Source organism: Streptomyces sp. NPDC050548, from assembly GCF_044457385.1.
Classification (GTDB): domain Bacteria; phylum Actinomycetota; class Actinomycetes; order Streptomycetales; family Streptomycetaceae; genus Streptomyces.
The window spans coordinates 309122-334246 of record NZ_JBITGV010000011.1; the positions used below are offsets into that span (position 1 = coordinate 309122).

The window sequence follows — 25125 nt, forward strand, 5'->3', positions numbered from 1 at the left end:
CCGCTCTTCCCGCTCCGCGCACCCGTCCCGTCGTCACGCTCGGTGTGCACCGTCCGGTACGGCCCTCCCCACATCCCCCATACAGCCCAACGCGCCCCGAACCACTCCCGGCCACCCCTTCCTGATGCGCTCCTGCCGCCCACCCGGCCAGTCTTAACGGAAGATTGACGCCCACGGCCCCCGCATCCGTGGGCCCACGCGTCACTCTCCGCTTACGCTGGTGCGGCCGTCCGCGTGATGGCCAGAAACCGCACGCTGACCCGCACCCCCAGGAGCACGCCCATGGCCACGACCGAACACCCTCCCAGTCGCCTGCGCGCCTGGATGCTGGAGGGCCTGGCCGACATGGGCAAGGGCGGCGGCCAGCAGGTGCCGCAGTCCGCGCCGGAGCCCGAACAGCACGCCCACAAGGGTCAGCGCTGGTGGCGGGTGATGTGCCTGACCGGTGTCGACTACTTCTCCACCCTCGGCTACCAACCGGGCATCGCGGCCCTCGCGGCCGGACTGCTCTCGCCGGTCGCGACGATCGTGCTCGTGGTCGTCACGCTGGCCGGTGCGCTGCCCGTGTACCGGCGGGTGGCGGAGGAGAGCCCGCACGGCGAGGGCTCCATCGCGATGCTGGAACGGCTGCTGTCGTTCTGGAAGGGCAAGCTGTTCGTCCTCACCCTGCTCGGCTTCGCGGCGACCGACTTCCTGATCACCATCACCCTGTCGGCGGCGGACGCCTCCACCCACCTCGTGGAGAACCCGCACCTGACGAGCATGCTGCACGACAAGCAGATGCTGATCACGCTGATCCTGGTCGCCCTGCTCGGCGCGGTGTTCCTGAAGGGCTTTCTGGAGGCGATCGGCGTCGCCGTCTACCTGGTGGCTGCCTATCTCAGCCTCAACGTCGTCGTCGTGATCGTCGGCATGTGGCACGTGGCCACCCATGGGCACGTGGTCACCGACTGGAGCAGCGCCCTGACCACCGAGCACGGCAACGTCTTCGCGATGATCGGCGTCTCCCTCCTGGTCTTCCCCAAGCTGGCGCTCGGCCTGTCCGGCTTCGAGACGGGCGTGGCCGTGATGCCGCACGTCGAGGGCGATCCGGACGACACCCACGACAACCCCAAGGGCCGTATCCGGGACACCAAGAAGCTGCTGACGACCGCCGCGCTCATCATGAGCGTGTTCCTGATCGCCACCAGCTTCATCACCACCGTGCTGATCCCGGAGAAGGAGTTCAAGACGGGCGGCCAGGCCAACGGCCGCGCGCTCGCCTACCTCGCGCACGAGTACCTGGGCAACGGCTTCGGCACGGTCTACGACCTCTCGACCATCGCCATCCTGTGGTTCGCCGGCGCCTCCGCGATGGCGGGCCTGCTCAACCTGATGCCGCGCTATCTGCCCCGCTACGGCATGGCCCCGCACTGGGCGCGCGCGGTCCGCCCGATGGTGATCGTCTTCACCCTGATCGCGTTCCTAGTGACCTGGATCTTCGACGCCAGCGTCGACGCCCAGGGCGGCGCCTACGCCACCGGCGTCCTGGTCCTGATGTCCTCGGCCGCGATCGCGGTGACCATCTCCGCCCGCCGCGCCCGCCAGCGCAACTGGACCATCGCCTTCGGGGTCGTCTCTGCGGTCCTCCTCTACGTCACCGTCGTGAACGTCATCGAGCGCCCGGACGGCGTGAAGATCGGCGCCTGCTTCATCGCCGGCATCATCCTGGTCTCCCTGCTGTCCCGGCTGGCCCGCGCCTTCGAACTGCGCGTGACGAGCGTGCAGTTGGACGACATGGCGGAACGATTCATCCGGGACATGGCCAGCCGGAAGATCCGCTTCGTGGCCAACGAGCCCGACCGCCGCGACAAGGCCGAGTACCGCGACAAGATCGAGCAGATCCGCGCCGACAACGACATCCCCGGCGAGGACTTCGTGTTCGTGGAGGTGACCGTCCTCGACGCCTCCGAGTTCGAGGCGGGCCTGACGGTGCGCGGCGATGTGCTGCACGGCCGCTACCGGGTGCTGACCCTGGAGTCCTCGTCCATCCCGAACGCGCTGGCCGCGCTGATGCTCCACGTCCGCGACACGACGGGCCGCATCCCGCACATGTACTTCGAGTGGACCGAGGGCAACCCCTTCGCCAACTTCCTCCGCTTCTTCCTCTTCGGCCAGGGCGAGGTCGCCCCGGTCACCCGAGAGGTCCTCCGCGAGGCAGAACCGGACCGCGCCAGGCGCCCACGGGTGCACACGGGCTGAGGGGGCGGGGGGGCCGCGGTCGGCGCTTCGGCTGAGCGGACCGGGGCCGCGGTCGGTACGTCGACTGAGCGGACCGGGACCGCCGCCCGCACGTCGGCAGAGCGGACCGAGACTCCAGCCAGTACGTCGGCCCAGAGGACAGCTGCCGTCGGAACACCGGCCGAGCGGACCGGGACCGCTGTCGGCACCTCGACTGAGCAGGCCAGGGCCGCGGCCCGCACGTCGACACAGCGGACCGAGACCCTTGCCGGCACGTCGGCCCAGAGGACCAGGGCCGCCGCCGTCACACCGGCCGAGCCGACAGGGACCGCTGCCGGCACGCCGACTGAGCAGGCCAGGGCCGCCGCCCGCACGTCGACACAGCGGACCGAGACCCTTGCCAGTACGTCGGCCCAGAGGACCAGGGCCGCCGCCGTCACACCGGCCGACCCTTCGGGACCGGCCAGGCCGCCGCCGTCACCGCAAGAGAACCGCGGCCGGCGCCCGCGCGTGCACGCCAGCTGAGCAGCAGACCGGGACCGCTGCCGGCACCTCGACTGAGCGGATCAGGGCCGCTGCCGGAACACCGGTCGACCGCTCGGGACCGGCCGGGCCGCGGCCCGCGCATACACAGCGGCCGAGCACGCCGGCCGAGCGGACCAGCACCGCTACCGGCACGCCGGCCGAGCACACCGGCGCCGTTACCGGCACGCCGGCCGACCGTTCCGGACCGGTCGGGCCGCCGTCACCGTAAGAGACACGACAAAATCCGGTCCCGCAGTGTAAGAGGCGCGTCAGCGGCCCGCGCTGCGGGCTCGGGGCGGCCTACCGTCGGGCTCATGCGGCACAGCACCCCACCACCGGACCCGACCGGCGACCGCCACTGGCGTGGCGACGCCCGGCTGGCGGCGGGCTGCGCGCTCGGGTTCCTCGGGATGACCCTGCTGGTCGACTGGGACGCCGGAACCCTGACCCTGCCCCGCGCGCTGTTGTGGTTCGCCATGTCGGCGGCGCTCTGCGCCGTGCTGCTCCCGCATCGCGTCACCGCGGGCCCCGGCTGGCTCACCGTGGACAGCCCGCTGCTGCGCCGCACGGTGCGCACGGACGCGCTGACGGTCGTACGGCGGTACGGCGATGTCTCCGCGCGTCTGGTTCTGCGGGACACGCACGGACAGTGGCTCGAACTGGACCCCCGGGTGCTGGTCGCCAACCCCCTTCTCTGGCACGAACTGGACACGGGCATACGGCACTCCATGGAGCGCGGCACGCTGCGTCAGGGCACCGATGTCCGGCGTCACCTGGGCCATCTGGTCGACGACGAGACGGCCCGGTCGGTGCTCAGGGCGTCGGGGATTTCCTGACCTTGCGCCGCGCCCGGCGTATCAGGACCTTCCCGAACCCCAACTGCCCGACGATCTCTATCCGCAGGTCGACCGGAGCGTCCTGGTCGCCGCGTCCACGCGTCTTGACCTTGCTGTAGTTGAGGACCAGGTCGTCGGTGTTCACAGCGACGCCCGGCGGGAGCAGCAGCCGTAGCGCACCGAGGTGCATGTCCAGGTCGACGCGGAGCGTGGCCTGGGTGATCACGGCCTGGGTGAAGTCGAGGGTCACATCGCCCAGGCGCGACTGGATCTCCAGCCGGCGCGGCACCACCCAGCCGTCACCGCGCCGCGTCGAGCCGCCGTTCTGCTCGATGCGGGCGACGTCCTTCACCTCGACGGAAGTCGCGCCGGCGACCACGGGCAGGTCGGCCGTCAGGACCGCCAGCTCCCCCAGCGTGCGGGCGGACAGGGCTGCCTCGACGCGCTCGTCGAGCTCCTCGGCGGTCAGCCGTCCGTCACCGGCCGCGCCGGTCAGCACGTCCACGACGCGGTCCCGGTCCGCATGCGAGGCCCGCAACCCGGTCGTGCTCATCAGCTCACCCGACATACCCTCACCCCGATCGACGGACTGACGCCATATCGCGTTATACCCCAGAGCCAACCCCCCGTCCACCGACTTCCGTTTCTGCCCCTAGGGTTGCGCGTATGCAGTCCTACACAATCGGCCAGGCGGCGCGGCTGCTCGGCGTGAGCCCGGACACCGCGCGCCGGTGGGCGGACGCGGGCCGGGTGACGACTCACCGCGACGAGGGCGGCCGTCGGCTCATCGACGGTGTCGATCTGGCCGCGTTCTCGGTCGAGTTGGCGAAGTCGGGCGCCGTCGAGGAGGACACGTCCTACACCTCGGTGCGCAACGCGTTCCCCGGCATCGTCACCGCGATCAAGCTCGGCGACGTCGCCGCCCAGGTCGAGATCCAGGCCGGTCCGCACCGGCTGGTCTCGCTGCTGACCCGGGAGGCGGTCGAGGAACTCGGCCTGGAGGTCGGCATGGAGGCCACCGCCCGCGTGAAGTCGACGAACGTACATATCGACCGCGTGTGAGGCGGGCGGTGGCCTCCGTCCGTCACCTGGGGGGAGCTTCCGTCACTTGTTGACGGAGTAGGAGTGCGCGCCGGTCCCCGCCAACGCGCCCCCGTCCACGATCAGATACTCGTCGCGGATCGGCCGCCCGGCGAAGAACGCCTCCAGGATCTCCCGGGTGCCCGCCGCGTACCGGGCCTGCGCCGACAGCGACGAACCGGAGATGTGCGGAGTCATCCCGTGGTGCGGCATCGTGCGCCACGGGTGGTCCGCCGGAGCGGGCTGCGGGAACCACACGTCACCGGCGTACCCCGCCAACTGCCCACTGCGCAGCGCCCGTTCGACGGCGTCCCGGTCGACGATCTTCGCCCGCGCGGTGTTGATGAGATACGCGCCGCGCTTCATCTGCGCGAGCAGTTTGTCGCCGAACAGCCCCTCCGTCTCGGGGTGCAGCGGCGCGTTGATGGTGACGACATCGCAGTGCGGCACCATGTCCTCGGCGCTCTCGTGCCAGGTCAGCCCCAACTCCCGCTCCACGTCCTCGGACAGCCGGTACCGGTCGGTGTAGTGCAGCTTCACGTCGAACGGCGCGAGCCGCCGCAGCACCGCGAGCCCGATCCGCCCGGCGGCGACCGTCCCGACGTGCATGCCTTCGAGGTCGTACGAACGGGCCACGCAGTCCGCGATGTTCCAGCCGCCGTCGAGCACGACCTGGTGGGACGGCAGGTAGTTGCGCACCAGGGACAGCGTCATCATCACCACGTGCTCGGCGACGCTGATGCTGTTGCAGTACGTCACTTCGGCGACCGTCACGCCGTGGGAGATCGCCGCGTCGAGGTCGACGTGGTCGGAGCCGATGCCGGCGGTGACCGCGAGCTTGAGGTTCTTCGCGGCGGCGATCCGCTCGGGGGTGAGGTACGCGGGCCAGAACGGCTGCGAGATCACGATGTCGGCGTCGACCAGTTCCCGGTCGAAGACCGAGCCCTCGCCGTCCTTGTCGGAGGTGACGACCAGGGTGTGCCCGGCGCCCTCCAGGTAGGCGCGCAGGCCGAGTTCACCGGAGACACTGCCGAGCAAGTGGCCCGGGGTGAAGTCGACGGCCTCGGGGGTGGGGGTGGTCTGGCCGCCCGGGTAGTGGTCGATCACGGGCAGGTCGTCGCGGGCGTACGAGGTCGGGTATCCGTCGGTGGGGTCGTCGTACAGGACACAGAGAACCTTGGCCATGTCGCGGCTCCTCAACTCCGTTGTCGGAAGGTGCGCTTCACGATCCTCGGAGTGAATCGCCCTGGTCAAAGCGAACGTTGCTATGCCCGGATAGCCCGCGTCTATCAGCGCCCTTCTCCCAGATAGGTGTGCAGCAGCTCGTCGAGCGCGTCACGTACGCCCGCCTCCCGCGCCACCTTCAACAGGGCTTCCGCCAGCACGGATCGGGGCTCGGTGCGGGCGACGACGAGTCCGACCCGGGGTCCGTGCGCGGGCCCGTTCAGCGGCACCACCCGCATCCCCTCCGGTACGTCGAACATGTGCAGCCACGCGTGCGAGATCACGCTCGACCAACGCCCGCCGGGGAGCAGTGTGTAGAGCCCGGCGACGCTGTCCGACTCGATCGCCGGGGAGGCCGTCGCCCCCTCGGCGGCGAAACACTCGTCGATGATGCGGCGGTTGCGCATCCTCGAGTTCAGCAGGCAGAGCGGGAGGGTGGCCGCCTGCGCCCAACTGGCCTCGGAAACACCGGCAAGTGGTCCGTCGACCGGCGTGAGGAGCACATACCGCTCCTCGTAGAGCGGGAAGCGGCGGACGTTGCGCAGGCTGTCGTCGTCCAGGTACGTCATCGCCGCGTCCAGTTCGAACTCGGCGAGCCCGTGCAGGATGTCGACGGACGACAGCGACTCCAGGGCGACCCGGGCCCGGGGATGCCGTTCGCAGAACGGGGTGGTGAGGAGGGATGCGGCGGGCAGCGCGGTCGGCACCACGCCCAGCCGCAGCGTGCCGGCCAGCCCGCCGCGCAGGACGGACAACTCCTGCTGCAGGGCGTCCCGTTCGGCCAGGATGCGGTGCGCCCAGGCAAGCACCACCTCGCCCTCGGGCGTCAGCCCCTCGTACCGCCGGCCGCGCCGCACGATCGGCACGTCCAACTCGTGCTCCAGGCGCCGGATCGCGGCCGACAGCGAGGGCTGCGAGACATAGCAGGCCGCCGCGGCGCGCGCGAAGTGCCGCTCACGGGCGAGCGCGACGAGGTACTCCAGCTGACGCAACAGCATCCCTGACCTCCCCTGTGACGTGCAGGTTAGGCGCTGTCCGTCCGGCACAACAGGGCTGCCCACAGGTCGAGTCGGTCGTAGAGGCGGGAGAGGTCGCGCCCGGTGAAGCACTCGATGCGCCCGATGCGGTAGTGCACGGAGTTGACGTGCTGATGCAACGCCTCCGCGGTCCGCGCCCAGGAACCGTCACAGGCGAGAAAGGTCTCCAGGATCCCCAACAGGACGGCGTCGCCCCGCAGTTCACCGAACACGGTCCGGCTGAAGGCGGTACGGACGGACCTCGGCCGGAACGCCGGTGAGCAGCGCGCCGGGCCCGGTGAGCACGGAGGCGTCGACGAGCGCGGATCCGTGGCCTGCGGTGCCGCGCGCCGAGCTGCGCGCGTAACGCGCCTGCGCCAACGCCCCGTTGAGACCCTTCGCCTCGGCCTCCCTCTGGGTGACGACCGCGAACGCGGTTCCGTCGGGCCACCGTCCTACGGCCGCTGCCCCCCTGTACGCGGCGGGCGCGCCGGTCGGGGTGGAGTTCGCCGCCGACGGACACTTCGGCAGCATCCCGCGTTCCGTGGCCTTCAACACGCAGTGGTTCAGGGTCGCCGCGGACCCGGATACGGGCGAGATCCGCATCCTGCGCAGTGCGCACGCGGCCGACGCCGGCAAGGGGTGCGGTGGAGACGGCCGCGTTCCGCCGTTGTCGGCTCCCGCAGTACGCGGACGTGCCGCGCGCCGAGGTGCACTTCATGGAAACGGCGGACGCCATCGGGCCGTTGGGCGCCAAGTCGATGAGCGAGAGCCCCTTCAACCCGGTCGCGCCCGCCTTCGCCAACGCGCTGCGGGACGCGACGGGCGTCCGCTTCACGGAACTTCCGCTGACCCGCGACCGGGTGTGGCCGGCACTGGCCGACTCGCCGCGCCGTACGCCCCGTCCACCCGTATCGCACTGATCCCACTGATGTGCCGGGCCCCGCAACGGTCCTGCGGTAGCACCAGTTGCGGCCCCGCACGGTCGAGCGGGGTGTCGTCGATGCTCACAGCGAGCAGAACAGGGGCATGAGCGAAGTCGGGATCGATCTCGGCCCAGGACAGCAGCGCGTGGTGCCCGTCCGTGCCGCTCACCGCGATGAGGAAGCGCAACCGGTCCTTGCGGCGGACGGGGTCGAAGCCCGGACCGGCCGCGGACAGGACGTCGTAGAGCCGTGGTCCCGCGAAACGGTGGACCTGGGTGCCGCTGGTGGCGCACTCGAAGCTGACCCGGACCCGGTGCAGCGGCCAGTTCAGCAGTTCCGGCACGGTGAGCCGGGCCGGTCGGGCGAGGTCCCCCGTCAGATCGAGCTGCGCGAGCGTCACGAGCCATCACCTCCCGGAATGTGGTACCCGGACGACAGTCCCGTACAAACGCACATGCGGACCCCGCAAGCGAATAGCGCAGCTCATGCGATGCGACAGGAGACTTACACCTTGCATATGCGGCAGTATCATCGCGGCACGGCTGTTGCGGCCGGGCAAGGGCGCGACGACCCCTTATCGGCAGAATCAGAGGAGTAGAACCGTGATGACCCGTTCCGCGCGTCGGACCCGCCGGACCCTGCAGGTTGCGGGGGCCGGAGCCGCCGCGCTGCTGGCCCTGAGCGCCTGCTCCTCCAGCGACGACTCGTCCTCCTCGAAGTCCGGCACCTCGGCGTCCGCGTCCCCGAAGATGTCCGGCACCGTCACCGTCTTCGCCGCCGCCTCGCTCAAGGAGTCGTTCACGACCCTGGGCAAGGAGTTCGAGACGGCCCACCCGGGCACCAAGGTCACCTTCAACTTCGCCGGCAGTGACGCCCTCGCCGCGAGCATCACCAGCGGCGCCCCGGCCGACGTGTTCGCCGCCGCGAGCCCCAAGACCATGGCGATCGTCACGGACAAGGGCGACGGTGTCGGCACCCCGGCGACCTTCGTCCGCAACCAGCTGGAGATCGCCACCCTGCCGGGCAACCCCGACAAGGTGACCTCTCTGAAGGACCTCACCAAGTCCTCGCTCAAGGTCGTGCTGTGCGACAAGACGGTGCCGTGCGGCGCGGCCGCCCAGAAGGCGCTCACCGCAAGCAAGTTGAAGCTCACCCCGGTCTCCTACGAGGAGGACGTCAAGTCCGCCCTCAACAAGGTGGTGTTGAAGGAGGCCGACGCGGCGGTCGTGTACAAGACCGATGTGCACGCGGCGGGTGACAAGGTGGAGGGCGTGGAGTTCCCCGAGTCCGCCGACGCCATCAACGACTACCCGATCGTCCTTCTGAAGAACGCGCCCAACGCGGTCGCCGCCAAGGCGTTCATCGCGCTGGTGCAGTCCGCCGAGGGCCAGAAGGTGCTGTCCGCGGCGGGCTTCCTCAAGCCGTGACGCAGCTCGACACCTCCGACGCCGCGGCCGAGACCCTGAAGGGCGGGCCGCGGCGTCGCCGTGTCCGGATGACCGGACGCGGGGTGCCGCTCCCGCTCCTGCTGCCCGCACTCGTCGGCCTGGCGTTCCTGCTCCTCCCCCTGCTCGCCCTGCTGGTGCGGGCCCCCTGGCGGTCGCTGCCGTCACAGCTCACCAGCACGGAGGTCTGGCAGGCCCTCCAACTCTCCCTGCTGAGCGCGACCTTGGCGACAGCGGTGTGCCTGGTCCTGGGCGTGCCGCTGGCCTGGCTGCTGGCCCGCACGGAGTTCCCCGGCCGCCGCTTCGTCCGGGCCCTGGTGACACTCCCGCTGGTCCTGCCCCCGGTGGTGGGCGGCGTGGCGCTGCTCCTGGCCCTCGGCCGCAACGGTGTCGTGGGCCAGTGGCTCGACTCGTGGTTCGGCATCACCCTCCCCTTCACCACGACCGGTGTCGTGGTCGCGGAGGCGTTCGTCGCGATGCCGTTCCTGGTCATCAGCGTCGAGGGCACCCTGCGCGCCGCCGACCCCCGCTACGAGGAGGCCGCCCAGACCCTCGGCGCCTCCCGCTTCACGGCGTTCCGCCGGGTCACACTTCCCCTGATCGCCCCCGGCATCGCGGCAGGCTCGGTGCTCGCCTGGGCCCGCGCCCTGGGCGAGTTCGGCGCGACGATCACCTTCGCCGGCAACTTCCCCGGCCGCACCCAGACCATGCCCCTCGCGGTCTACCTCGCCCTCCAGAACGACCCCGAGGCGGCCATCGCCCTCAGCCTGGTCCTGCTGGCCGTGTCGATCGCGGTCCTGGCAGGACTTCGGGACCGCTGGATGACGACCTCATGACCACACCGGACAAGGGCCTCGACACCCATCTCGTCGTGGACCGCGGCGCCTTCCGCCTGGACGTCGAACTGACCGCCGCCCCCGGTGACGTCGTCGCCCTGCTCGGCCCCAACGGCGCCGGAAAGACAACCGCGTTGCGAGCCCTGGCCGGCCTGGTGGACCTGACGGACGGTCATCTACGGCTGGACGGCGAGGAGTTGGACCGTACGCCCCCGGAGTCCCGCCCGGTAGGCGTCGTCTTCCAGGACTACCTCCTCTTCCCGCACCTCACCGCCCTCGACAACGTGGGCTTCGGCCCCCGCTGCCAGGGGGCGACCAAGGCTGAGTCCCGCGCCATCGCCACCGAGTGGCTGGAGCGGTTGGGCCTCGCCGAGCACGCCGGCGCCAAGCCCCGGGGACTCTCCGGCGGCCAGGCCCAACGCGTGGCCGTGGCAAGGGCGTTGGCGACCCGCCCACGCCTCCTGCTCCTCGACGAACCCCTGGCCGCCCTGGACGCCCGCACCCGCCTGGACGTACGGGCCCAACTCCGCCGCCACCTGGCCGAGTTCGAAGCGGTCGCGGTCCTGGTCACCCACGACCCCCTGGACGCCATGGTGTTGGCCGACCGACTGGTGGTGATCGAGCACGGCACGATCGTCCAGCAGGGCACCCCCGCCGACATCGCCCGCCACCCGCGCACGGACTACATCGCCCAACTGGTCGGCCTCAACCTCTACAAGGGCAGCGCCGAGGGTCACACGGTCACACTCGACGCAGGCCCCACGATCACCACCACGGAGGACCTGACCGGCGAGGTCTTCGTGGCGTTCCCACCAAGCGCGGTGACTCTCTTCCGAGACCGCCCCACAGGCGCCAGCGCCCGCAACCTCTGGCACTGCGAGGTGGCGGGCCTGGAAACCCACGGCGACCAGATCCGCGTAGACCTGACGGGCGAACTCCCCCTGGCGGCAGACCTGACGACACCGGCAGCGGCCGAACTGAACCTGCATCAAGGGGCATCGGTCTGGGCCGCGGTGAAGGCAACCCAGACCCACTCATATCCCACGTGAGCACCCACGCCCCTTCTTTTAGGGGCGCGGGGCTGTATCGATTTGGGGCTCCGCCACGGGGCGCGACCAGCCACAACGGCGCCGCACCCGAAAGACGTCAGTCCTCGTACGCATCCAACGGCGGGCAGGAACAAACAAGGTTCCGGTCACCAAAGGCCTGGTCGATCCGCCGTACCGGCGGCCAGTACTTATCGGCAACGGACACACCGGCCGGGAAGACAGCCTCCTCGCGCGAGTAAGCGTGCCCCCACTCCCCACCCAACGCGGCAGCGGTATGCGGCGCGTTCCGCAACGGATTGTCCTCAGCCGGCCACTCCCCCGCCCCGACCTTCTCGATCTCGCCCCGAATCGCGATCATCGCCTCGCAGAACCGGTCCAGCTCGATCAGGTCCTCGGACTCCGTCGGCTCGATCATCAGCGTCCCGGCCACCGGGAACGACATCGTCGGCGCGTGGAAGCCGTAGTCGATGAGCCGCTTGGCGATGTCGTCGACACTGACGCCCGTCGCCTTGCTGATCGGCCGCAGATCGATGATGCACTCGTGCGCGACGAGCCCACCGGGCCCGGTGTAGAGCACGGGGTAGTGCGGTTCGAGCCGCTTGGCGATGTAGTTGGCGGAGAGCACGGCAACCTGCGTGGCCCGCTTCAGCCCCTCGCCACCCATGAGCCGTACGTACGCCCAAGAGATCGGCAGAATACCGGCCGAGCCCCACGGCGCGGCGGAGATGGGCCCAACTCCCGTCTCAGGACCGGCCTCAGGCTGAAGCGGATGGTTCGGCAGATACGGCGCCAGGTGCGCGCGCACGCCGACCGGCCCGACGCCCGGCCCACCCCCGCCGTGCGGAATGCAGAACGTCTTGTGCAGATTCAGGTGGGAGACATCGCCGCCGAAGTGCCCCGGCTTGGCAAGCCCCACAAGGGCGTTGAGGTTGGCGCCGTCGACGTAGACCTGACCGCCCGCCTCGTGCACCTGCGCGCAGATGTCGGCGACGTGCTCCTCGAACACCCCGTGCGTGGACGGGTAAGTGATCATCAGCACCGCCAACTCCTCGCGGTACTGCTCGATCTTCGCCCGCAGATCCTCGACGTCGATCTCGCCGTCCTCGGCGGTCTTCACGACGACGACCTTCATCCCGGCCATCACGGCACTGGCCGCATTCGTGCCGTGCGCGGACGACGGGATCAGACACACGGTCCGCTGCTCGTCCCCGTTGGCCCGGTGGTACCCACGCACCGCCAGCAGCCCGGCCAACTCACCCTGCGAACCGGCGTTGGGCTGCAGCGACACCTTGTCGTACCCGGTGACCTCGGCAAGCTGCTCCTCCAACTCCCGGATGAGCGTGAGGTATCCCTGCGCCTGCTCGGCGGGCGCGAAGGGGTGCAGCTGCCCGAACTCGGGCCAGGTGACCGGTTCCATCTCGGTGGTCGCGTTGAGCTTCATCGTGCAGGAGCCCAGCGGGATCATGCCCCGGTCGAGCGCGTAGTCCCGGTCGGCCAGCTTGCGCAGGTAGCGCAGCATCGCGGTCTCGGAACGGTGGTCCCGGAACACGGGGTGCGTGAGGTACGCGTCATTCCGAAGCAGCCCCTCGGGCAGCGTGTCCTCGGCGGACGCGTCAAGCGCCTCAACGTCACCGTCCACCCCGAACGCGGTCCATACGGTGGCCAGTTGGGCACGCGTGGTGGTCTCGTCGCAGGCGATGGACACCCGGTCGGCGTCCACGAGGTGGAGGTTGACGCCGTCCTCGCGGGCGGCGACGACGACCTCGGCGGCCCGGCCGGGGACGCGCGCGGTCAGCGTGTCGAAGTAGCCGCCGTGCACGACCTCGACACCGCCGGCGGTGAGCCCGGCGGCCAGGATCGTCGCGTACCGGTGCGTCCGCCGCGCGATGCCCTTGAGCCCCTCGGGCCCGTGGTAGACGGCGTACATCCCGGCCATGACGGCGAGGAGCACCTGAGCGGTGCAGATGTTGCTGGTGGCCTTCTCGCGGCGGATGTGCTGCTCGCGGGTCTGGAGGGCGAGGCGGTAGGCCTTGTGGCCGTCGGCGTCGACGGAAACACCCACGAGCCGCCCGGGCAGGCTGCGCGCGAACTTCTCGTGCACGGCCATGTATCCGGCGTGCGGCCCGCCGAAGCCCATCGGCACCCCGAAGCGCTGCGTCGTACCGACCGCGATGTCCGCGCCCAGCTCGCCCGGTGACTTGAGGAGCGTGAGCGCGAGGAGGTCGGCGGCGACGGTGACGAGCGCCCCGAGCCCGTGCGCCTGCTCGATCAGCGGCTTGATGTCGCGAACGGCACCGGAGGCGCCCGGGTACTGGACGAGCACGCCGTTGATCTCGCGCTCGGCGATCTCCGCCGGGATGCCCTCGCTGAGGTCGGCGACGACGACCTCGACACCGGCCGGCTCGGCGCGGGTCTCGATCACGGCGATCGTCTGCGGCAGCGTGTCCGCGTCGACCAGGAACAGGCCCTTCTTGTTCTTGCCCATGCGCCGCGACAGCGCCACGGCCTCGGCGGCGGCCGTGCCCTCGTCGAGCAGGGAGGCGCCGGAGGTCGGCAGCCCGGTGAGGTCGGCGACCATGGTCTGGAAGTTGAGGAGGGCTTCGAGCCGTCCCTGGGAGATCTCCGGCTGGTACGGCGTGTAGGCCGTGTACCAGGCCGGGTTCTCCATGACATTGCGCAGGATCACGGGCGGGGTGAAGGTCCCGTAGTACCCGAGGCCGATCATCGAACCGAGGACCTCGTTGCGGTCCGCGAGGGAACGCAGTTCGGCCAGTACCTCGGCCTCGGTGCGGGCGCCCGGCAGGTCCAGGGAGTCGGCGTTCTTGATCACATCGGGGACCGCGGCGGCGGTGAGCTCGTCGAGCGAGCCGTAGCCGACCTGCGCGAGCATCTTGGCCCGCGCTTCCTGGTCGGGACCGATGTGGCGCTGCTCGAACGGGATGCCCTGTTCGAGCTCGGAGAGCGAAGTGCGAGGGGCGGTCATTTGGGAGGCCTCCTGGTCGGACACGACCTTCGAGGGCACCACGACAGTGGGGTGCCCGGACGGCCTCCCCCTCTGTCATCTCAACCTGAGAGCTTCACCGGCCACCCGAGGGTCACCGGTTTTCACCGTCGGTGAGAGCGAGGGCCGTCGCCGGCACCCGCCCTGCTTTCCAGAGTGACCTCGTCCGTGCGGTACGTGAGCCTGAGAGATTCCGGGGAGGATTTGCTCCTTCGGCGCCTCCGATGAAGTCTGGAGGACTCTCCCGCACGGGGTCAGCAGCCGTTCGCCAGCCTACCAGCGAGCGGTGAAGCCGAGCTTTCGAGTGGCCACCGGCCCGATTGTGCTCTTTTGTAGAGTTTACGAATGAGTTGCGACCAGGAGGAGGGCCCGTGCAGACCGATATCGATCCGCGCAACCTGATCGGCCGCAAGGCGTTCGACCGCACCGGTGCCAAGATCGGCACGATCGACGAGGTCTACCTCGACGACGCGACCGGTGTACCGGAGTGGGCGGCCATACGCACCGGCCTGTTCTCCAGGGACGCCTTCGTCCCCCTGGAGCCCAGCGAACTGATCGAGGGGACCCTGCACATCCCCTTCGAACGCTCCCTGATCAAGGACGCCCCCGACTTCGGCGTGGGCCGCCACCTCTCCCCCGACCAGGAACTCCAGCTCTACCACCACTACGGCCTCGACGTGGCCCCACCTCCCTCCTTCCCGGACCGCGACTTCGGCAGACTGGCGGGCTCGGACGACACCTGAGCCGAAGCGGCGGGAGGGACGGCGGGTCTTCGACCTTCCGGGGGCGGCGCCACCAACTGCCCTGATGCTCCGGTCAGTTCACTCGCGTCCCGCGTCACCAACGGCAGCGGCTCCGCCTGCTCCAGCTCCGGATCGTCGGTACGGAACGTCCGCACCCGCCCCGGCCCGGCATCCTCCGGCGTTTCAAATCGCACGGTGACCCGCCCCAGCCCGCTGCCCTGCACCCACCCGTGCCCGAACCCGGAGTGGTGCACATCGTGGCCCGCAGGCCAGCGCCGCTCCACGGGCGCCGACTCCTCCCCTCCGGCTTCCTCCTCCGTGTGCTCCTCCTCAAGAAGGTCGACCTGCTCCCCCGCCGCCTGCGCGAACAGGTCCTCCTGCGTGTAGTCGGCGAGCCCGGAGACTCCCACCCCGAGCAGTCGCACCCCACCCGTGGTGTCCACGGAGTCCAGCAACCGCGCCGCGGCCTCCCGCACCACCCCCGGATCGTCGGTGGGCCCACGCAGTGTCTCGGACCGGGTCAGCGTCGAGAAGTCGTAGCGCCGCACTTTGAGAACGATGGTCCGCCCCGACAGCCCGGCGCCCCGCAGCCGCCGCACACACCGGTCGGCGAGGCGCTGCACTTCCAGGCCCACCCGGATCCGGTCGTGGATGTCCACGTCGTAGGTGTCCTCGACGGACACCGACTTGGTCTCCCGCTCGGCCACCACGGGCCGCTCGTCGTGCGCGAGCGCCATGGCGTACAGGGCGTGCCCGTGTGCCTTGCCGACCAGCCGTACCAGCTCGTCCTCGCCCGCCTCGGCGATCTCGTCGACCGTGGTGATCCCGGCCCGGCGCAGATGGTCGCCCGTCGCCGGTCCGACCCCCGGCAGTGTGCGCACCGACAGCGGCCCCAGCAACGCCCGCTCGGTGCCGGGCTCGATCAGCACCAGCCCGTCGGGCTTGGCCCGCTCGGAGGCGATCTTCGCGATCATCTTGGAGGCGGCGAGGCCGACGGAGCCGGTGAGCCCCGTGACGGCTCGTATGTCGGCTCGGAGCCGCTCCCCGGCCCGCCGCGCGGACTCGGCGTCCCAGGCCGTCTCTCCGGCCTCCAGGTCCACGAACGCCTCGTCCAGGCTCAGCGGCTCCACAAGGGGCGACAGCGCCCGCAGCAAGGCCATCACCTGCTCGCTGATCGACCGGTAGAAGCCGAAGCGCGGCACGAGATACGCGGCGTTCGGAGCGAGTCTGCGCGCCTGGGCCATGGGCATCGCCGAGTTCACCCCGAAAACCCGTGCCTCGTACGACGCGGTGGCCACCACCCCGCGCGGCCCGAGCCCGCCCACGACGACGGCCTTCCCGCGCAGGCTCGGCTTGGAGGCCTGCTCCGCCGAGGCGAAGAAGGCATCCATGTCGAGATGCAGGATCGTGGGCGCGGTTCTCACATCTCCGATGCTGCCCTACGCCACTGACAATGCCCCGCTACGGCTCCCGCCGGGCCCTCAGACGGCCCGGTTGCGCCGCCTGGCCAGCTCGTCGGCGGGGTTGACTCCGACGAGGGTCTCGCCGGTGTCGACGCGCTCCCCGTGCAGCTGCGACAGGGCGCTCTCCACATCCCGCCACACCACGCCCACGGCGATCCCGAAGACGCCCTGGCCGCCCTGGAGCAGGGCGTGGACCTCGTCCGGCGAGGTGCACTCGTAGACCGTGGCGCCGTCGCTCATCAGCGTCATGCGCTCCAGATCGCGGAAGTCGCACTCCCGCAGGTGCAGAACGGCGCTGCGGATGTTCTGCAGCGACACACCCGTGTCGAGGAACCGCTTGACGATCTTCAGGACGACGACGTCCCGGAAGCTGTAGAGCCGCTGCGTCCCCGACCCGTGTGCGGGCCGCACGCTGGGCTCGACGAGCCCGGTGCGCGCCCAGTAGTCCAGTTGCCGATAGGTGATGCCTGCCGCCGCACAGGCCGTAGGGCCCCGGTAGCCGATCTGCTCGGACGCCATGGACGTCGCCCCTCCGCTGCTCGGCACGGCAGTGGGTCGATGCGGAGCGTGATCGGCCGCACTGCCATGAAGCGGGTACGGGCCACTGTCCCCGAAACTGCGTTCCGGGGCACCCCCAGCCGTACCGTCGCCGCTGCTTCTCACGCCGACCTCCGTCCTTGACCTGCCTTCTCGACGGTAGGCAGTCACCAGGGGTGCGTCAACGATCGCCACGCTAGGCACGCCGAGTGATAATCACCCTAGGAGTGGTTTCCCGTACCCCACCGCGGGGAAAGGCTAGCCGAATGCTCTCGCGGCGGGCCGCAGGACGCTCTCACACGCCGGTGGCAAATGCCAGCATTTCTCTGCCGGCCGCCGATCTCACTGGCTGTTGGTCCCGAAGTCCTCGGGCGAGATCTGGTCGAGGAACTCGCGGAACTTCTCCACCTCGTCCTCCTGCTCGTCCGGGATCGCGATGCCGGCGTCGTCGAGCACGCCGTCGCTGCCGTAGATCGGCGTCCCGGTACGCAGTGCCAGCGCTATGGCGTCGGACGGGCGGGCGCTCACCTCGACTCCGCTGGCGAACACCAGCTCGGCGTAGAAGACGCCCTCACGCAGATCCGTGATGCGTACTTCGGTCAGCTCCTGGCCGACGGCCTCCAGCACGTCCTTGAACAGGTCGTGGGTCAGCGGTCGTGCGGGGGCCATGCCCTGCTGTGCGAAGGCGATCGCCGTCGCCTCCCCGGGCCCGATCCAGATGGGGAGGTAGCGGTCGCCTCCCACTTCACGCAGGAGCACGATCGGTTGGTTGGAGGGCATTTCGACCCGGACACCTACGACATCGAGCTCGTTCACACAGCAACCCTAGGCCGTGCCCGGGACGTTTGGGTAGTCGGGCCGAGAACGGGTGACCGATCAGGGGGCCGCGATCCCGTCCGGTTCAGGGCAGACGCACTCCGAGCGCGGTCTGCACCAGCGCCGCGTGCAGCTTCACCGTGAGCCCCGCCAGCTCCTTCGTACGGGCCTCCGCGTGGGCCCTCGTCTGCGGATTGCGGTGCCGCTTCAGCGGGGCGACCACCTGGTCGACGAGCCCGGCCTCGCGGTCCGCTGCGGCCTTCATCGCGCGCAGGTGCCGCGGCTCGATCCCGAACCGCCCCAACTCCAGGACGAGCCCGGCCACGGTGACGGCTTCCGCGTCGTACACGCCGTCCGGCAGCGGCGCGATGAGCCCGTACGACTCCCACTCGTCGAGTTCCTGCTCGCCGATCCCGGCGGCGGCCAGCAGCTCGGCCCGCCCGATCCTGGCCACCGTGGGGCCCTCCACGGGCTCCAGGACGACCTCGCCGTCCCGCTGACGCCCCACCGTGGGCAGGGGCGCGGCTTCCCCGCGCTCCATGGCGTCGAGGTGCTCGCGGATCACCTTGAGCGGCAGATAGTGGTCCCGCTGCATCCGCAGGACATGGCCGAGGCGCTCGACATCGGCGGGGCTGAACTTGCGGTAGCCGGAAGGGGTCCGCTGCGGCTCGATGAGCCCCTCCGACTCCAGGAATCGGATCTTGGAGATGGTGACTTCGGGGAACTCGTCGTGCAGCGTGTTCAGCACCGTGCCGATGCTCATCAGCCCGGTGTCCGTGGCGGCGGTACCGTGCCCGGCACCGCCGCTCGGTGTTTGAAGCATGGACCTTCCTGGGGGAATCCCCCGGACCCAGTCCGAGGGAGGGTCAGTAACCCCGCTGGCTCGCGTAGAACACCAGCCGGTACTTGCCGATCTGCACCTCGTCACCGTTGGCCAGCGGAACCGAGTCGATGCGCTCACGGTTGACGTAGGTGCCGTTCAGGCTGCCGACGTCGGCGACCGTGAAGGAACCGTCGGCAACGCGCCGGAACTCCACATGGCGGCGCGAGACCGTCACGTCGTCCAGGAAGATGTCGCTCTGCGGGTGACGGCCGGCCGTGGTCAACTCGCCGTCCAGCAGGAAGCGGCTGCCCGAGTTCGGACCGCGGCGCACCACCAGGAGCGCCGAGCCCAACGGCAGCGCGTCGACGGCGGCCTGTGCCTCCGGGGAGAGCGTCGGCATCTGCGTCTGGCCGGTCACCTCGGCGTCGTAGGCCTCAAGACCGGAGATCGAGATGGTCGACGTCGTCTCGGACGCGCGCTCCGGGGTCACGCCGGGTCGCAGCGGCGCACCGCAGTTGGAACAGAAGCGGCTGTTCTCCGCGTTGCGGTTACCGCACCTCGTACACACCAGGGCCGACATAGGGGAAAACCCTCCACCCGTACTTGAGGTTGACGGTTGCCCGAAACCTATGTCGCCGGGCTGCGCAGGGTCAACCGACGGCGCGCCCTGACCAGCGACCTGGTCACGGAACAGCGGACGCTGGCCTTCCGCGTCCGGTTGTGCGCGATGGCGAGCGGTCTGATTGTCGCTGCTCTCTTTCGCACTCTTGCCGAACAACTTCGCAAACAACTTCACGGGCGATTCCCCTTGACCGAAACAGACCCGCCCGTGGGGCAGGACGAACCCTGATTGAACACACCGGTCGACCCGGACATCCTCACAACGTCCGTATCCACCAGACAGTTTCCACCACGCACCACCCAATCGGTGCGTCGACCCCCCGCAACCTCATGCCCTCGCCGGACGGTCCCCATGCACCCCCGGTTCACCGGGAGGACGACCGAGCGTAGTCAGGCTGCTTCGCGGCCCGCAAGGCATCCACAACGATCTTGCTCGACCGCCCGACGGTAACGGTGGCCTGCTCCTTCTCAAGAGTCTGCACCACACCTCCAGGGATGTTGAGCGCCGGTTCGAGATCCTGCGGCTTGCCGATGACCTTGAAACGATAGGGGGCGTTGATCTTGTTCCCGTCGACGCTCACGCTCTTGTCGGAGTCCGTCAGATAGGTGCCGGCGACCACACGTACACCGTTCACCTGGATCGCCTCCGCGCCCGCAGCGCGCAACTCTTGGACCGCATCGAGCAACATGTCCGCCTCGACCGTTCCCTTCGTGTCGTCGATGGTCATCGTGATGCCGGGTCCCTGCGCGGCCACGGTGCCCGCCAGAATGCCGAGTTGCTTCTCCTTCTCGGCGGTCTGCTTGCGGGCCTCCTCGGCCTGGTCGGAGCTGTTCTCCAGCTCGTCACGCTGTTTCTGCAGACCTTGCTTCTCGTCCTCTAGACGCTGAGTACGGTCGTCCAGTTCATCGAGAATGCGCACAAGATCTTCCTGCCGGGCCCCGCGCAGCGCACTGTCGCTGTTGCTGTTCGAGGCGACCTGCACGGCCAGCCCGAAGCCGAGGCCGAACAGCAGCACGGCGACGATGAGTTGGGCCCTGCTGGCGCGCGGCGGCCACAGCCCCTGCACCAGCCGCTGCCGACCCGTGACGGTGGGAGCGGGCGTCTCCTCGGCGACCGGCGCTTCCGAGGAAGCAGACGCCGGTACCTCTTCGGGCAGTTCCCTGCGCAGCCGGTTCTCCGGCTGCTCGTCCTCGTTGCTCATCTACCTCACGCCCGGAAGACGTGCCGGCGGATGGCCGCGGCGTTGGAGAAGATCCGGATGCCGAGAACGACCACAACACCCGTGGACAGTTGGGCGCCGACGCCCAACTTGTCGCCCAGGAACACGATCAGCGCGGCCACGACCACGTTCGACAGGAACGACACCACGAAGACCTTGTCGTCGAAGATCCCGTCGAGCATCGCCCGCAGACCACCGAAGACGGCGTCGAGCGCCGCGACGACCGCGATCGGCAGATAGGGCTCGACAACCACCGGCACCTCAGGCCGGACCAGGATTCCGGCCACCACTCCCACGATGAGGCCCAGTACGGCGATCACGATGTGCCCTTCTCAGTTCTCGGCTGTGCTGTTCGTACGATCACACTCGGCGCGGCGGGCAGCCGGAGATCGCTCTCCACGGCGATGGTCGCCCTGATGCCGTAGTTGTCTTCCAGAGCGTTCAGGTAGAGCCCGTCGGCACCGTTCTGGAACCTCGTGCTCAGACGCTTGCCGTCCCCCACCGCGAGCACCGTATAGGGCGGCACCAGTGGCCTGTTGTCGACCAGTATCGCGTCGCCCGCGGCCCTGATCGCGGACAGTGCCGTCAGCCGCTGCCCGTTGACGGAGACGGCCTCGGCACCCGCCGCCCACAGCCCGTTGACCACGCGCTGCATGTCGCGGTCGCGCACCCGCCCGGTGTCGGAGAAGTCCGCGGTCTCGCGCGGGTTGTCGCCCCCGCTGCTGCTGGCTTCCTTCGCGTCGTCGACGACGAGCTTCACACCGGGGCCGTGCACCGCGGTCGCGCCGGACAGCATGCTCACCAGGTCCGCCTGGCCGCTGCCGCCGCTCGTCTTCAGTGCCGCCCGCTGCCGCGCGCTCACGTCGTCCCGGAGTGTGTCGACGGTGTCTTCCAACTTGTCCGCCGACTTGGTCTCTTTGTCGATACGGTCGATCAGTTCCTGCCGCTCCTTGGCCACCACGGGGGCGGCCACTCGCGCCTGCGCCGCTCCCAGGGTCACGACAAGGGCCGCCAGTACGAGGCCGGCGGCGAGACCGAGCTTCGTCCGGAGGGGCTTTGGCATGCCGCTCGCGCCCGCGGCCTTCTTGCGGGCGGCGGCCTCGGCGTAACCCTCGTCGAGGCTGTGGTCCATGACGTTGGTGAGCAGCGACATGGATGCGTCCGGACGCGCAGGGCGCGTGGGTGTGCTCCGAACGGGGGGCTGCTGCGGCATGCCGCACATCGTCGCACGTGGTGGCCTGTACCTCCGAATGGCCCCACCGGCGTGCCGGACAGGCCCCCTTGGGGAGACATGTCCGGCACGCGCGCGTGGTCCGCGTTTTACCGTCCGGCGCTGTCCACGACCGCCGACCACTCGTCCAACAGGGCCTGGGCGGAAGCGTCGTCGGGCCCTTCGGCCCACAGATGAGTGACCGCCTCGGCCGGGTCGGGCAACACCATCACCCAGCGCCCGTCGGTCTCCACCACGCGTACCCCGTCCGTGGTGTCGACAAAGCGATCACCGGCCGCTTCCACGACCCGGCGCATCACAAGTCCCTTGACGGCCCAGGGAGTCGCGAGATCCCGCTTCAGGACGTGCGCCCGCGGAATCCGGGCATCGATCTGGCTCAGCGTGAGTTGAGTCCGCGCCACCAGCCCGATGAGTCGTACGAAGGCTGCGGCACCGTCGAAGACACTGCTGAACTCCGGGATGATGAACCCGGCCTTGCCGTCCCCACCGAAGATGGTCGTCTCGTCGCGCCCGACCCTGGTCAGGTCGTCCGGCGAGGTCGTCGTCCACTCCACCTGGGTCCCGTGATAGGCCGCCACCTGCTCGGCGATCCTCGTGGTGGTCACCGGCAGCGCCACCCGCCCGCTGCGCCGCTCGGCGGCCACCAGGTCGAGCATCACGAGCAGGGCCCGGTCGTCCTCGACGATCCGCCCCTTCTCGTCGACGAGCGACAACCGCTCACCGACCGGGTCGAACCGCACCCCGAACGCGGCCCGCGCGGAGGCCACGATCTCGCCGAGCCGCACCAGCCCCGAACGCCGCGTGTCCGCGGTCTCCGTTGGCCTGGACTCGTCGAGACCGGGATTGATCGTCAGCGAGTCCACACCGAGTTTGCCGAGAAGGCTGGGCAACACGAGCCCGGCGCTGCCGTTCGAGGCGTCCACCACGACCTTCAGGCCGGAGTCCGCGATTCCGGTCGTGTCGACATTCCGCAGCAGGGACCCGGTGTACGAGTCGAAGACACTGGCCGGGAAGTGCAGGTCCCCGATCTCACCGGGGAACGCACGCCGGTACTCCTGGCGCGCGAACACCCGGTCCAGCTTGCGCTGGCTCCCCTGTGAGAGGTCGGCGCCCTGGCTGTCGAAGAACATGATGTCGACGGAGTCCGGCACCCCGGGTGTGGTCCGGATCATGATCCCACCGGCACTGCCCCGCGCGGTCTGTTGCCGGGCCACGGGCAGCGGAACGTTCTCCAGGTCCCGTACGTCGATCGCGCTGGTCTGCAGGGCGGAGATCACCGCACGCTTGAGCGCACGGGCACCGCGGGAGTGGTCTCGGGCCGTGGTGACCGTGGAGCCCTTCTTGAGCGTCGTGGCGTAGGCGCCGGCGAGACGCACGACGAGTTCCGGTGTGATCTCGACGTTCAGGATCCCGGACACACCACGAGCGCCGAACAGGTGCGCCTGCCCTCGCGACTCCCAGATGACCGACGTGTTGACGAAGGCGCCCGCCTCGATCGTCTTGAACGGGTAGACCCGCACATTGCCCTGCACGATCGATTCTTCACCGATCAGGCACTCGTCACCGATGACGGCGCCGTCCTCGATCCGAGCCGCACGCATGATGTCGGTGTTCTTTCCGACGACACAGCCACGAAGATTGCTGTGCTGGCCGACGTACACGTTGTCGTGCACGACCGCCCTGTGCAGAAAAGCCCCGGTCTTTACGACGACGTTCGAACCGATGACGGTGTGCTCACGGATTTCGGCGCCGGCCTCCACCTTGGCGTAGTCACCGATGTAGAGAGGCCCGCGGAGAACCGCGTCGGGATGCACCTCGGCACCCTCGGCCACCCATACGCCCGGCGACAGCTCGAAGCCGTCGATCTCGACGTCGACCTTGCCCTCCAGGACATCGGCCTGCGCCTTCACATAGCTCTCGTGAGTACCGACGTCCTCCCAGTAGCCCTCGGCGACAAAGCCGTAGACCGGCTTGCCCTCCTTCATCAACTGCGGGAAGACATCGCCGGACCAGTCGACGGGAACATCGGCCTCGACATAGTCGAAGACCTCGGGCTCCATCACATAGATGCCCGTGTTCACCGTGTCCGAGAAGACCTGGCCCCAGGTCGGCTTCTCAAGGAAACGCTCGACCTTTCCCTCTTCGTCGACGATGGTGATGCCGAATTCCAGCGGATTGGGCACCCGGGTCAGACAGACCGTGACCAGCGCACCCTTTTCCTTGTGGAAATTGATCAGTTCGGTGAGGTCGAAGTCGGTCAGGGCATCACCGGAGATGACGAGGAAGGCATCGTCCTTCAACGCCTCTTCGGCGTTCTTGACGCTTCCGGCGGTACCGAGTGGCTTCTCCTCATTGGCATACGAGAGCTCCATGCCGAGCTCTTCGCCGTCACCGAAGTAGTTCTTGACCAGCGAGGCCAGGAACTGCACGGTGACTACGGTCTCATTGAGCCCATGCCTTTTGAGCAGCCTCAGCACGTGCTCCATGATCGGTCGATTGACCACGGGCAACAGTGGCTTGGGCATGCTTGAGGTCATGGGGCGAAGGCGTGTGCCTTCGCCTCCGGCCATCACGACGGCCTTCATGTCGGAAGCGTCCTCCTCTGAGAGACGACGGTCTAGCCGACTTCACCAGTCCAGATTGTCCCGCACTTTTGCGCAACGGGCCATCGAGCGACTGTTACCGCCCCATCGGCAAGGTCAGTCGGCCGTGGCATCCGCGCGCAGCAGGCGGCGGACTTGTACCACGTAGAGGACTCCTGCCCACCAGTACAGCGTTGTACCCCATCCTGCGAACGCCCATCCGAAAATCGCTGCGAGTGACGGAAGCCATCCACTTCCGTCACTGAGCAACAGCAACGGGAACGCGTACATCAGGTTGAACGTAGCTGCCTTGCCCAGGAAGTTCACCTGCAGCGGCGGATAGCCGTGGTGCCTGAGGACGGCGACCACCACCAACAGAACCAGCTCCCGCGCCAGCAGTGCCGCGGTCAACCAGATTGGCAGAATCTCGCGCCAGGTGAGTCCGACGAGAGTCGAGAGAATATAGAGCCGGTCCGCAGCGGGATCAAGAAGCCGGCCAAGGCTACTGATCTGGTTCCAGCGCCGCGCGAGCTTACCGTCCAGGTAGTCGCTGATCCCGCTCAGCATCAGCACCAGGAGCGCCCAGCCGTCGCTCTTGGGGCCTCCGAACTCGGGCCTGAGGATCAACCACAGAAAGATGGGTACGCCGACCAGGCGCGCCATGCTGAGGATGTTCGGGATGGTGAGCACCCGGTCTGTCTGGACGCGGGTCTCCTGGACCTCCACCCGGGGGCCTCCTGTGGGAAAACGTTCCGACGATGCCCCCTGACCCTACCCCAACGCAAAAAAGCTCTGGCTCTTGGGCTGCGTGCCCAAGAGCCAGAGCTCTAAAAGGAGTTCGGCGGCGTCCTACTCTCCCACAGGGTCCCCCCTGCAGTACCATCGGCGCTGTAAGGCTTAGCTTCCGGGTTCGGAATGTAACCGGGCGTTT

24 protein-coding genes, 1 rRNA gene, 1 pseudogene and 1 riboswitch are annotated in these 25125 nt (G+C 69.2%); of the genes and pseudogenes, 8 read left to right on the forward strand and 18 right to left on the reverse strand.

The annotated features are described in order from the left end of the window. Window positions 1-282 precede the first annotated feature (282 nt). Both ACIBJH_RS29400 and ACIBJH_RS29405 read left to right on the forward strand, forming a co-directional pair. Complete coding sequence (locus ACIBJH_RS29400) at window positions 283-2241, forward strand: amino acid transporter (protein WP_399119880.1); 1959 nt, start codon at window positions 283-285, stop codon at window positions 2239-2241. 818 nt (window positions 2242-3059) lie between these two features. Beyond that, window positions 3060-3581: a hypothetical protein gene (locus tag ACIBJH_RS29405; RefSeq protein ID WP_399119881.1), complete on the forward strand. Its 522-nt coding sequence runs from the start codon at window positions 3060-3062 to the stop codon at window positions 3579-3581. Here ACIBJH_RS29405 and ACIBJH_RS29410 read toward each other — a convergent pair. Further along, on the reverse strand, window positions 3559-4149 hold the full coding sequence (locus ACIBJH_RS29410) for a DUF1707 domain-containing protein (protein WP_399119882.1): 591 nt from the start codon (window positions 4147-4149) through the stop codon (window positions 3559-3561). The genes ACIBJH_RS29405 and ACIBJH_RS29410 overlap by 23 nt on opposite strands. Before the next feature lie 98 nt (window positions 4150-4247). Here ACIBJH_RS29410 and ACIBJH_RS29415 point away from each other — a divergent pair, with 98 nt between their 5' ends. Beyond that, window positions 4248-4643 (forward strand): molybdopterin-binding protein, encoded by a 396-nt coding sequence (locus ACIBJH_RS29415; RefSeq protein ID WP_200713589.1) that lies wholly within the window; start codon window positions 4248-4250, stop codon window positions 4641-4643. A 42-nt stretch (window positions 4644-4685) separates the two neighbouring features. On the opposite strand, the gene ACIBJH_RS29420 is transcribed toward ACIBJH_RS29415, so the two are convergent. From ACIBJH_RS29420 to ACIBJH_RS29435, 4 genes are all read right to left on the reverse strand, one after another. Further along, on the reverse strand, window positions 4686-5846 hold the full coding sequence (locus ACIBJH_RS29420; protein ID WP_399119883.1) for an NAD-dependent formate dehydrogenase: 1161 nt from the start codon (window positions 5844-5846) through the stop codon (window positions 4686-4688). A gap of 104 nt (window positions 5847-5950) precedes the next feature. Further along, window positions 5951-6883 (reverse strand): LysR substrate-binding domain-containing protein, encoded by a 933-nt coding sequence (locus ACIBJH_RS29425; protein WP_399119884.1) that lies wholly within the window; start codon window positions 6881-6883, stop codon window positions 5951-5953. A gap of 26 nt (window positions 6884-6909) precedes the next feature. Beyond that, window positions 6910-7134, reverse strand: a complete 225-nt coding sequence (locus tag ACIBJH_RS29430; protein WP_399119885.1) for a helix-turn-helix domain-containing protein — start codon at window positions 7132-7134, stop codon at window positions 6910-6912. Then, window positions 7124-7435: a hypothetical protein gene (locus ACIBJH_RS29435; RefSeq protein WP_399119910.1), complete on the reverse strand. Its 312-nt coding sequence runs from the start codon at window positions 7433-7435 to the stop codon at window positions 7124-7126. Before ACIBJH_RS29435 ends, ACIBJH_RS29430 begins: the two co-directional genes overlap by 11 nt. Between ACIBJH_RS29435 and ACIBJH_RS29440 the strand changes: the two are divergent. Next, window positions 7326-7824 (forward strand): annotated as a pseudogene (locus ACIBJH_RS29440) (aldehyde oxidase); the annotation flags it as partial. The gene ACIBJH_RS29435 and the pseudogene ACIBJH_RS29440 sit on opposite strands and share 110 nt — an antisense overlap. On the opposite strand, the gene ACIBJH_RS29445 reads toward ACIBJH_RS29440, so the two are convergent. Further along, on the reverse strand, window positions 7736-8227 hold the full coding sequence (locus ACIBJH_RS29445) for a molybdopterin-dependent oxidoreductase (RefSeq protein ID WP_399119886.1): 492 nt from the start codon (window positions 8225-8227) through the stop codon (window positions 7736-7738). The pseudogene ACIBJH_RS29440 and the gene ACIBJH_RS29445 sit on opposite strands and share 89 nt — an antisense overlap. Window positions 8228-8432: 205 nt before the next feature. Here ACIBJH_RS29445 and modA point away from each other — a divergent pair, with 205 nt between their 5' ends. Genes modA through ACIBJH_RS29460 form a run of 3 tightly spaced genes read left to right on the forward strand, consistent with a single transcriptional unit; the run spans window position 8433 to window position 11157 of the window. Then, window positions 8433-9254, forward strand: coding sequence for a molybdate ABC transporter substrate-binding protein (gene modA, locus ACIBJH_RS29450; RefSeq protein WP_399119887.1), 822 nt, complete (start codon window positions 8433-8435; stop codon window positions 9252-9254). Beyond that, window positions 9251-10108, forward strand: coding sequence for an ABC transporter permease (locus ACIBJH_RS29455; protein WP_399119888.1), 858 nt, complete (start codon window positions 9251-9253; stop codon window positions 10106-10108). The genes modA and ACIBJH_RS29455 overlap by 4 nt, the downstream gene beginning before the upstream one ends. Then, window positions 10105-11157, forward strand: a complete 1053-nt coding sequence (locus ACIBJH_RS29460; RefSeq protein WP_399119889.1) for an ABC transporter ATP-binding protein — start codon at window positions 10105-10107, stop codon at window positions 11155-11157. Before ACIBJH_RS29455 ends, ACIBJH_RS29460 begins: the two co-directional genes overlap by 4 nt. A 97-nt stretch (window positions 11158-11254) precedes the next feature. On the opposite strand, the gene gcvP is transcribed toward ACIBJH_RS29460, so the two are convergent. Next, window positions 11255-14140, reverse strand: a complete 2886-nt coding sequence (gcvP, locus tag ACIBJH_RS29465) for an aminomethyl-transferring glycine dehydrogenase (RefSeq protein WP_399119890.1) — start codon at window positions 14138-14140, stop codon at window positions 11255-11257. A gap of 179 nt (window positions 14141-14319) precedes the next feature. Then, window positions 14320-14415: riboswitch (glycine riboswitch) on the reverse strand. Window positions 14416-14529: 114 nt separating this feature from the next. On the opposite strand from gcvP, the gene ACIBJH_RS29470 reads away from it, so the two are divergent. Next, window positions 14530-14901 carry a PRC-barrel domain-containing protein gene (locus ACIBJH_RS29470; protein ID WP_399119891.1) on the forward strand — a complete coding sequence of 124 codons (372 nt, stop codon included), beginning with the start codon at window positions 14530-14532 and terminating at the stop codon, window positions 14899-14901. Here the strand turns inward: ACIBJH_RS29470 and ACIBJH_RS29475 are convergent. From ACIBJH_RS29475 to rrf, 11 genes are all read right to left on the reverse strand, one after another. Then, window positions 14823-16325: a DNA polymerase IV gene (locus tag ACIBJH_RS29475; RefSeq protein WP_399119892.1), complete on the reverse strand. Its 1503-nt coding sequence runs from the start codon at window positions 16323-16325 to the stop codon at window positions 14823-14825. The two genes, ACIBJH_RS29470 and ACIBJH_RS29475, sit on opposite strands and share 79 nt — an antisense overlap. Before the next feature lie 57 nt (window positions 16326-16382). Beyond that, complete coding sequence (locus ACIBJH_RS29480; protein ID WP_093624310.1) at window positions 16383-17027, reverse strand: MerR family transcriptional regulator; 645 nt, start codon at window positions 17025-17027, stop codon at window positions 16383-16385. A gap of 216 nt (window positions 17028-17243) precedes the next feature. Then, on the reverse strand, window positions 17244-17717 hold the full coding sequence (locus ACIBJH_RS29485) for a bifunctional nuclease family protein (RefSeq protein ID WP_006123076.1): 474 nt from the start codon (window positions 17715-17717) through the stop codon (window positions 17244-17246). A gap of 85 nt (window positions 17718-17802) precedes the next feature. Further along, the gene (locus tag ACIBJH_RS29490) at window positions 17803-18540 is read right to left on the reverse strand and encodes a MerR family transcriptional regulator (protein ID WP_201053928.1); all 738 of its coding nucleotides are present in this window, start codon (window positions 18538-18540) and stop codon (window positions 17803-17805) included. A 43-nt stretch (window positions 18541-18583) separates the two neighbouring features. After that, the gene (locus ACIBJH_RS29495) at window positions 18584-19465 is read right to left on the reverse strand and encodes an FHA domain-containing protein (RefSeq protein ID WP_399119893.1); all 882 of its coding nucleotides are present in this window, start codon (window positions 19463-19465) and stop codon (window positions 18584-18586) included. A gap of 61 nt (window positions 19466-19526) precedes the next feature. Next, entirely contained in the window at window positions 19527-20363 is an 837-nt protein-coding gene (locus ACIBJH_RS29500; RefSeq protein WP_399119894.1) for a DUF881 domain-containing protein, read from the reverse strand. 5 nt (window positions 20364-20368) lie between these two features. Then, window positions 20369-20701, reverse strand: coding sequence for a small basic family protein (locus ACIBJH_RS29505; RefSeq protein WP_019059351.1), 333 nt, complete (start codon window positions 20699-20701; stop codon window positions 20369-20371). Further along, on the reverse strand, window positions 20698-21534 hold the full coding sequence (locus ACIBJH_RS29510; protein ID WP_399119895.1) for a DUF881 domain-containing protein: 837 nt from the start codon (window positions 21532-21534) through the stop codon (window positions 20698-20700). Before ACIBJH_RS29510 ends, ACIBJH_RS29505 begins: the two co-directional genes overlap by 4 nt. Window positions 21535-21701: 167 nt before the next feature. Then, window positions 21702-24197 (reverse strand): mannose-1-phosphate guanyltransferase, encoded by a 2496-nt coding sequence (locus ACIBJH_RS29515; protein WP_019075736.1) that lies wholly within the window; start codon window positions 24195-24197, stop codon window positions 21702-21704. A 114-nt stretch (window positions 24198-24311) separates the two neighbouring features. Then, a complete protein-coding gene (locus ACIBJH_RS29520) occupies window positions 24312-24920 on the reverse strand; it encodes a CDP-alcohol phosphatidyltransferase family protein (RefSeq protein ID WP_399119896.1) in 609 nt (202 codons plus the stop codon). Window positions 24921-25030: 110 nt separating this feature from the next. Beyond that, window positions 25031-25125 (reverse strand): 5S ribosomal RNA (gene rrf / locus ACIBJH_RS29525); the annotation flags it as partial.